Source organism: Pseudoalteromonas sp. 23_GOM-1509m, from assembly GCF_000518425.1.
Lineage (GTDB): Bacteria > Pseudomonadota > Gammaproteobacteria > Enterobacterales > Alteromonadaceae > Pseudoalteromonas > Pseudoalteromonas tetraodonis.
In genome coordinates this window covers 1-5,099 of record NZ_JADO01000029.1, presented here as the reverse complement: position 1 = coordinate 5,099, position 5,099 = coordinate 1, and the positions used below count along the sequence as shown (strand labels likewise).

General features: G+C 36.4%; 8 protein-coding genes. 5 read left to right on the top strand and 3 right to left on the bottom strand.

Annotated features, from left to right (window positions below):
• From N523_RS19715 to N523_RS0110520, 3 genes are all read right to left on the bottom strand, one after another.
• Nucleotides 1-240 (bottom strand): MerC family mercury resistance protein (locus N523_RS19715; RefSeq protein WP_331280067.1); only part of this gene is annotated, 240 nt, incomplete at its 3' end.
• 102 nt (nucleotides 241-342) lie between these two features.
• Nucleotides 343-720, bottom strand: a complete 378-nt coding sequence (locus N523_RS0110525; RefSeq protein ID WP_004588890.1) for a MerR family transcriptional regulator — start codon at nucleotides 718-720, stop codon at nucleotides 343-345.
• A 42-nt stretch (nucleotides 721-762) separates the two neighbouring features.
• On the bottom strand, nucleotides 763-1,152 hold the full coding sequence (locus tag N523_RS0110520; protein WP_004588889.1) for a Cd(II)/Pb(II)-responsive transcriptional regulator: 390 nt from the start codon (nucleotides 1,150-1,152) through the stop codon (nucleotides 763-765).
• 77 nt (nucleotides 1,153-1,229) lie between these two features.
• On the opposite strand from N523_RS0110520, the gene N523_RS0110515 reads away from it, so the two are divergent.
• The 5 genes from N523_RS0110515 to N523_RS0110495 form a co-directional block, all read left to right on the top strand.
• Nucleotides 1,230-1,844 carry a cation transporter gene (locus tag N523_RS0110515; protein WP_004588888.1) on the top strand — a complete coding sequence of 205 codons (615 nt, stop codon included), beginning with the start codon at nucleotides 1,230-1,232 and terminating at the stop codon, nucleotides 1,842-1,844.
• Nucleotides 1,845-1,899: 55 nt separating this feature from the next.
• The gene (locus N523_RS0110510) at nucleotides 1,900-2,631 is read left to right on the top strand and encodes a transglutaminase-like domain-containing protein (protein ID WP_004588887.1); all 732 of its coding nucleotides are present in this window, start codon (nucleotides 1,900-1,902) and stop codon (nucleotides 2,629-2,631) included.
• On the top strand, nucleotides 2,618-3,526 hold the full coding sequence (locus N523_RS0110505; RefSeq protein ID WP_028835000.1) for a cation diffusion facilitator family transporter: 909 nt from the start codon (nucleotides 2,618-2,620) through the stop codon (nucleotides 3,524-3,526). Before N523_RS0110510 ends, N523_RS0110505 begins: the two co-directional genes overlap by 14 nt.
• Nucleotides 3,527-3,629: 103 nt before the next feature.
• Nucleotides 3,630-3,932 carry a hypothetical protein gene (locus N523_RS0110500; protein ID WP_231485813.1) on the top strand — a complete coding sequence of 101 codons (303 nt, stop codon included), beginning with the start codon at nucleotides 3,630-3,632 and terminating at the stop codon, nucleotides 3,930-3,932.
• 83 nt (nucleotides 3,933-4,015) lie between these two features.
• On the top strand, nucleotides 4,016-5,099 hold a 1,084-nt coding region (locus N523_RS0110495; protein ID WP_028835966.1), incomplete at its 3' end, for a TolC family protein.

Genomic DNA, 5,099 nt, shown 5'->3' with positions numbered 1-5,099 from the left:
ATCATATAGCCAAAGAGGATAAAGCGTTAATAGCACTGCTACAGGCCCTAGAATGCTGAAGACAGCTCTGGTATGGTTTTTATTTTTGTGCCAGTTGTATAAGTTTACCAATAGTTCCAAAGATGCAAAAATAGGTAAAAGCGTATTTACAGCTATTCCTTCGAAGTGAGAGAAGAAGCCTAGTCCTAATGCCGATGCAAGTGACCTTAATGCAGGGAGGCAGGCCGTGCCGCTAGCCAAACGCCACTAGAGCCTACTCTGTCTAATATTTTATTTATCATTTGAAAGTCTATTGGTTGATATTACCATCATTCTAAACTCCGTATACAAGTACGGAGTCAATCATTTTAATGAGTCAATTATGGGGCAATGTGTTGGATCTTCGTTTTGCATACAGGTATTTGTCATACCCACAATTACTTTCTCTAAACGTTGAAGGTCATTAATTTTGTCTCGAATGATTGCTAACTTTTGTCGGTTTAATAGCTCAACTTGAGCGCAGTTGCTGTCCATAGACATTAGCGATTTTATTTCTCTTAACGTAAAGCCGAGCGCTTTGGCTTTTGTGATAAACCTAAGTTGTCCTGCTATTGATTCGTCATATTGTCTATAACCAGATATTGGTTTTTCAGGTTGTGTAATCAGTCCTTCTCGTTCATAAAAACGAATGGTTTCTACATTTAAATTTAATGATTGTGCTAATTTGCCAATGGTTTTCATTATTGCCTTTGTGAATACTACTAATCTAAAGTTATATTTAGTTCAACTATCTAATGACTTGATAATGCCACAGACTTCAATTGTACCGTCAGACCCGCAAGAGCTTGCCATTAGTTTTAACTCTTTTTTGAGTGCATTCAATTCCTTCATTCGTTGATTAACTAAAGTTAGTTGCCGATCAATTAATGCATTTACACTAGAGCAACTCTCCTCTGGCTTGTTTTTTAATTCAATGAGTCGCTTAATATCATTAAGCGGAATATCTAAACTTCGACAATGCTTTACGAACTCTAGCTCTTTAAATGCCTTATTAGAATACAACCTGAAATTCCCTTCAGTGCGATCAGGATCTGACAGCAAGCCCTCCTTTTCATAATATCGGATGGTTTGTACTGAATACCCCGATGTTTTCGATAACTCACCAATTTTCATAAAATTTCCAAATAAACTTGACCCTATAGTCACTATAGGATTTATAGTTAGAGCATACAAGTTAATCGGAGATGAAAATGAGCGATTGTGGGTGTGAAGTTGAGCTAAAAGATAACCAGCAAAAAACGGTGCTTTATTGGCTTCTGGCTATCAATGCCTCGATGTTTGTTTTTGAAATTGGCTTTGGTTGGTTATCAGAATCAACGGCTTTAATTGCAGATTCGTTAGACATGCTAGCGGATGCAATCGTCTATGCAATTGCACTATACGCGGTGGGAAAGTCAATCCAACATAAGGCTAATGCTGCTTTAGTGAGTGGCTATTTCCAACTGGGGTTAGGCGTGCTAATTCTAATGGATATTGCTAGAAGGCTGTATGGTGAAAGTGAGCCTCACTCTTGGTTTATGATTGGCGTAGGCATGGTTGCTTTAGTTGCAAATGTGATTTGTCTCATCCTTATTCGAAAGCACAACAACGATGAAGTACATATGAGAGCTAGCTGGATATTTTCAGCGAATGATGTAATTGCAAATCTTGGTGTCGTTATCGCAGGCATACTCGTTATGGTGCTGAAACAGCGTTGGCCTGATATCGTCATTGGTAGCATCATTTCAATGTTAATTCTTCGAGGCGCTTACCGAATACTAAGCGATGCTAAACAAGAATTAGCTGTTGCTGAGAAAACACGTTAAACACCAAATGAAGATAAACAATCAACCTTTGGTTGTTCAAAGTAAGGAAACATCAATGAATAGCAAATATCTAGAAAAAACCAAGATAGTAAATTTTGAACACTCTACAATTCAATCATTAATTTCTGAGCGTAATTGGCAAGAACTCGATGACTTCAACAAAATTGGTGCAGCCTACCAATTTGTTAAAGATGAAATATTATTTGGTTACAATGAGAGTGATGATATTTCAGCAAGCAGTGTTTTAGCCGATGGTTACGGACAATGCAATACCAAGGGTAACTTGCTGATGGCTTTGTTACGAGGATTAGGTATTCAATGTCGTTTTCACGGCTTTACTATTGAGCAGCGATTACAAAAAGGAGCTATTCCAACTTATGTATTTTGGTTAGCACCTAAATATATCATTCATAGTTGGATTGAAGTTTATTTCAAGGATCGTTGGATAAACTTAGAAGGCTTTATATTAGATGAACAATATTTAAGTTCACTACAGCACAAATTTAGTCAAATAAAAAACGAATTTTGTGGTTATGGTGTTGCAACAAAGTGTTTCTCTTCGCCAGATACAGATTGGCGTGGTCAAGATACCTATATACAAAAAGAAGGTATTCATGATGATTTTGGTGTTTATAATTCCCCTGATGAGTTTTATCTCGAAAAAGGAACTAACTTATCAGGAATCAAACGTTGGATGTATCAACGAGTGATCCGTCACTTTATCAATTTTAACGTAGTCAATGTAAGAAATTTAAAAGTTCTTGAGGTGGAAAATGCACAATCATAGCCATAGCCATTCGCATGGAAAAGACGACCGTATAGGTTGGACATTTTTCCTTAATGTTTCATTTACTATTATCGAATTTATTGGTGGTTGGCTAACCAACAGTACCGCTATTATGGCTGATGCTGTACATGACCTGGGTGACAGTTTATCTATAGGATTCGCTTGGATACTGAGTCGTTTCTCGGATAAAGAAGCATCCGATAGATTTAGCTATGGCTATCGTCGTCTTACCCTGTTTGGCGCATTAATTAACAGTATTGTATTAGTTATTGGTTCTGTCTGGGTGCTATTTGAAGCAATACCAAGATTATCTAATCCTGAAATGCCAATGGCTGAAGGAATGTTGGGTCTTGCATTACTTGGGGTTGCTGTTAATGGGTATGCAGTATTTAAACTAAAAGCGGGTAAAACGCTGAACGAAAAAGTACTTACGTGGCATTTGCTTGAAGACGTACTTGGCTGGGTTGCAGTCCTAATTGTTTCTATCGTGCTGCTTTTTGTAGATCTACCAATATTAGATCCTTTGCTTTCTATAGGCTTTACACTGTTTATATTGTTTAACGTTTTGAAAAACCTGAAAACAACATTGGCACTATTTCTTCAAGCTACACCTGATGAAGAAGTGCAGAATAATATTGAAAAAGCGATAAAGGCTATACCTGAAATTAATGGGATTCATCATATGCACTTTTGGTCATTAGACGGGGAAAGTCACGTATTAACTGCTCACCTAGAGTTAGCCCATAACTTTGAGGTTGATAAATTAATTAGGCTAAAACAACAAGTGGCTAAGGAACTTTCTTCTTATAATTTATCTCATACAACCATTGAGTTTGAGTTTGAGTTTCCTCAAGAAACTTGCCGTGACGAGCATGAAAAACATGCGCATGGCTAGTTTAGAAAACCTTTTTTTGATATTATAATTTTTCATATTTAAGTAGGTGTTTATTTTGAAATTCAATGTTGCGTTAAAAATACTATTAGTCGTTTCGATTGTTTTGCAATCGTTAACTGCTGTTGTATCCGCAACACCTGAGAATCACCAAATAGATATAGAGCACCTTCAAATTCAACATGATCATGCAGATGATCGAAATGTCTCAAATGATAATGTAGGTGATGAGCAGCATAATGAAAAAGATTGTCATCACTGCGGACATTGCAGTGGCAGCCACTTATCTTGGATTTTAGTCAGTAATTCAAATACCACGGGCAAACTAAACATTATCAATAAAACGCCTTATCAAATTGATCAAACAAGTACCTTTCTTGAAGCGATACTTCGTCCGCCCATTTCTTAATTAGATTAATTTTTAATGACCTATTTATCCTTTAATAATGGATAAAGGTTTCGTGTTTATTAATTTTAAAATTAAGAATTTTTATGTATATATATTTAAAAAATGCAGGTTTAGTCCTGTCTTTATGTATGGCTGTGAGTTTTTCAGTTGCCACTTATGGGAAACAGAAAAGTATTTCATGGCTAGATAGTCAAATAAATAAAGATCCCGAAGTTGTTGCGGCTAAAGAGTTACTTAATGCAAGTAATCATAGAGCCAAGAGCTTAACTAAAGCCGTATATAACCCAGAGCTTGAAGCAAGCTATGAAAAAGAGGGTGATTTTGATAATTATTCTATTGGTATCAGTCAAACGATTGATTTTTGGGATAAGCAATCAGCAAATAAAAGCATTGGTGAAATTGGTGTTTATGCAAACCAGCAACAATTGTTATCTCTACTCGATTCTAAAAAGGCTAACGCTTTAACTGCAATAGTTAATTGGCAAGCAGCAAAAAAGGTGGCTCAGTTACTTTCAGTAAGAGAAAATCAATTACAAACGCTCGTTGGAATTATTGAAGATAAGCGAAAAGCAGGACTTTTAGAGCCACTTGACGCTGAACTGGTTTATTTAAACTTGTCCCAAGTTTTCAGTGAAATATCTGAGTCGCAAATTGCTTTGAAAAATGCAGAGGTAAATGTTCAGGAGTTATTGCCTGATTGGACGCCTAATACTACCAATTTGTTTTCATTTACTTTTGGAGCAACAAACTATTCATTTAACTCTCAGTGGGTTGAGGAACATCCAAAAGTTAAACTCGCTAGAGCGCAATGGAAGATAAAACAATCTAAAGCTCAACTAACCACTATGGAATCTAAAGCCAATCCAACCATTGGCGTTAGCGCAGGGAAAAGTGGAGATGAAGACTTGATTGGCGTGACTTTCTCAATGCCTTTAAATATCAGAAATAACTATTCAGATACTGTTAAAGCCGCTTATTCAGAAGCAATTGCAGCAGAGGCTAACTTTCGGTCGGTTTATCGAAAGCAGTCATTTGAAGCAAAAGCTAATTATGAATCGCTTATTGTCAGTAAAAAATATTATGAGCAATGGCAAAAACTGACAAAAGGCAGATTAGATAGCAGCGAAAACTTATTAAATAAGCGCTGGGAAGCTGGTGACATTAATA

Excerpts from the sequence above, each read along its gene's own strand:
- N523_RS0110520 (WP_004588889.1), bottom strand. The coding sequence starts at position 1,152 with ATGAAAATTGGTGAGTTATCGAAAACATCGGGGTATTCAGTACAAACC.
- N523_RS0110525 (WP_004588890.1), bottom strand. The coding sequence starts at position 720 with ATGAAAACCATTGGCAAATTAGCACAATCATTAAATTTAAATGTAGAA.
- N523_RS0110505 (WP_028835000.1), top strand. The coding sequence starts at position 2,618 with ATGCACAATCATAGCCATAGCCATTCGCATGGAAAAGACGACCGTATA.
- N523_RS0110515 (WP_004588888.1), top strand. The coding sequence starts at position 1,230 with ATGAGCGATTGTGGGTGTGAAGTTGAGCTAAAAGATAACCAGCAAAAA.
- N523_RS0110510 (WP_004588887.1), top strand. The coding sequence starts at position 1,900 with ATGAATAGCAAATATCTAGAAAAAACCAAGATAGTAAATTTTGAACAC.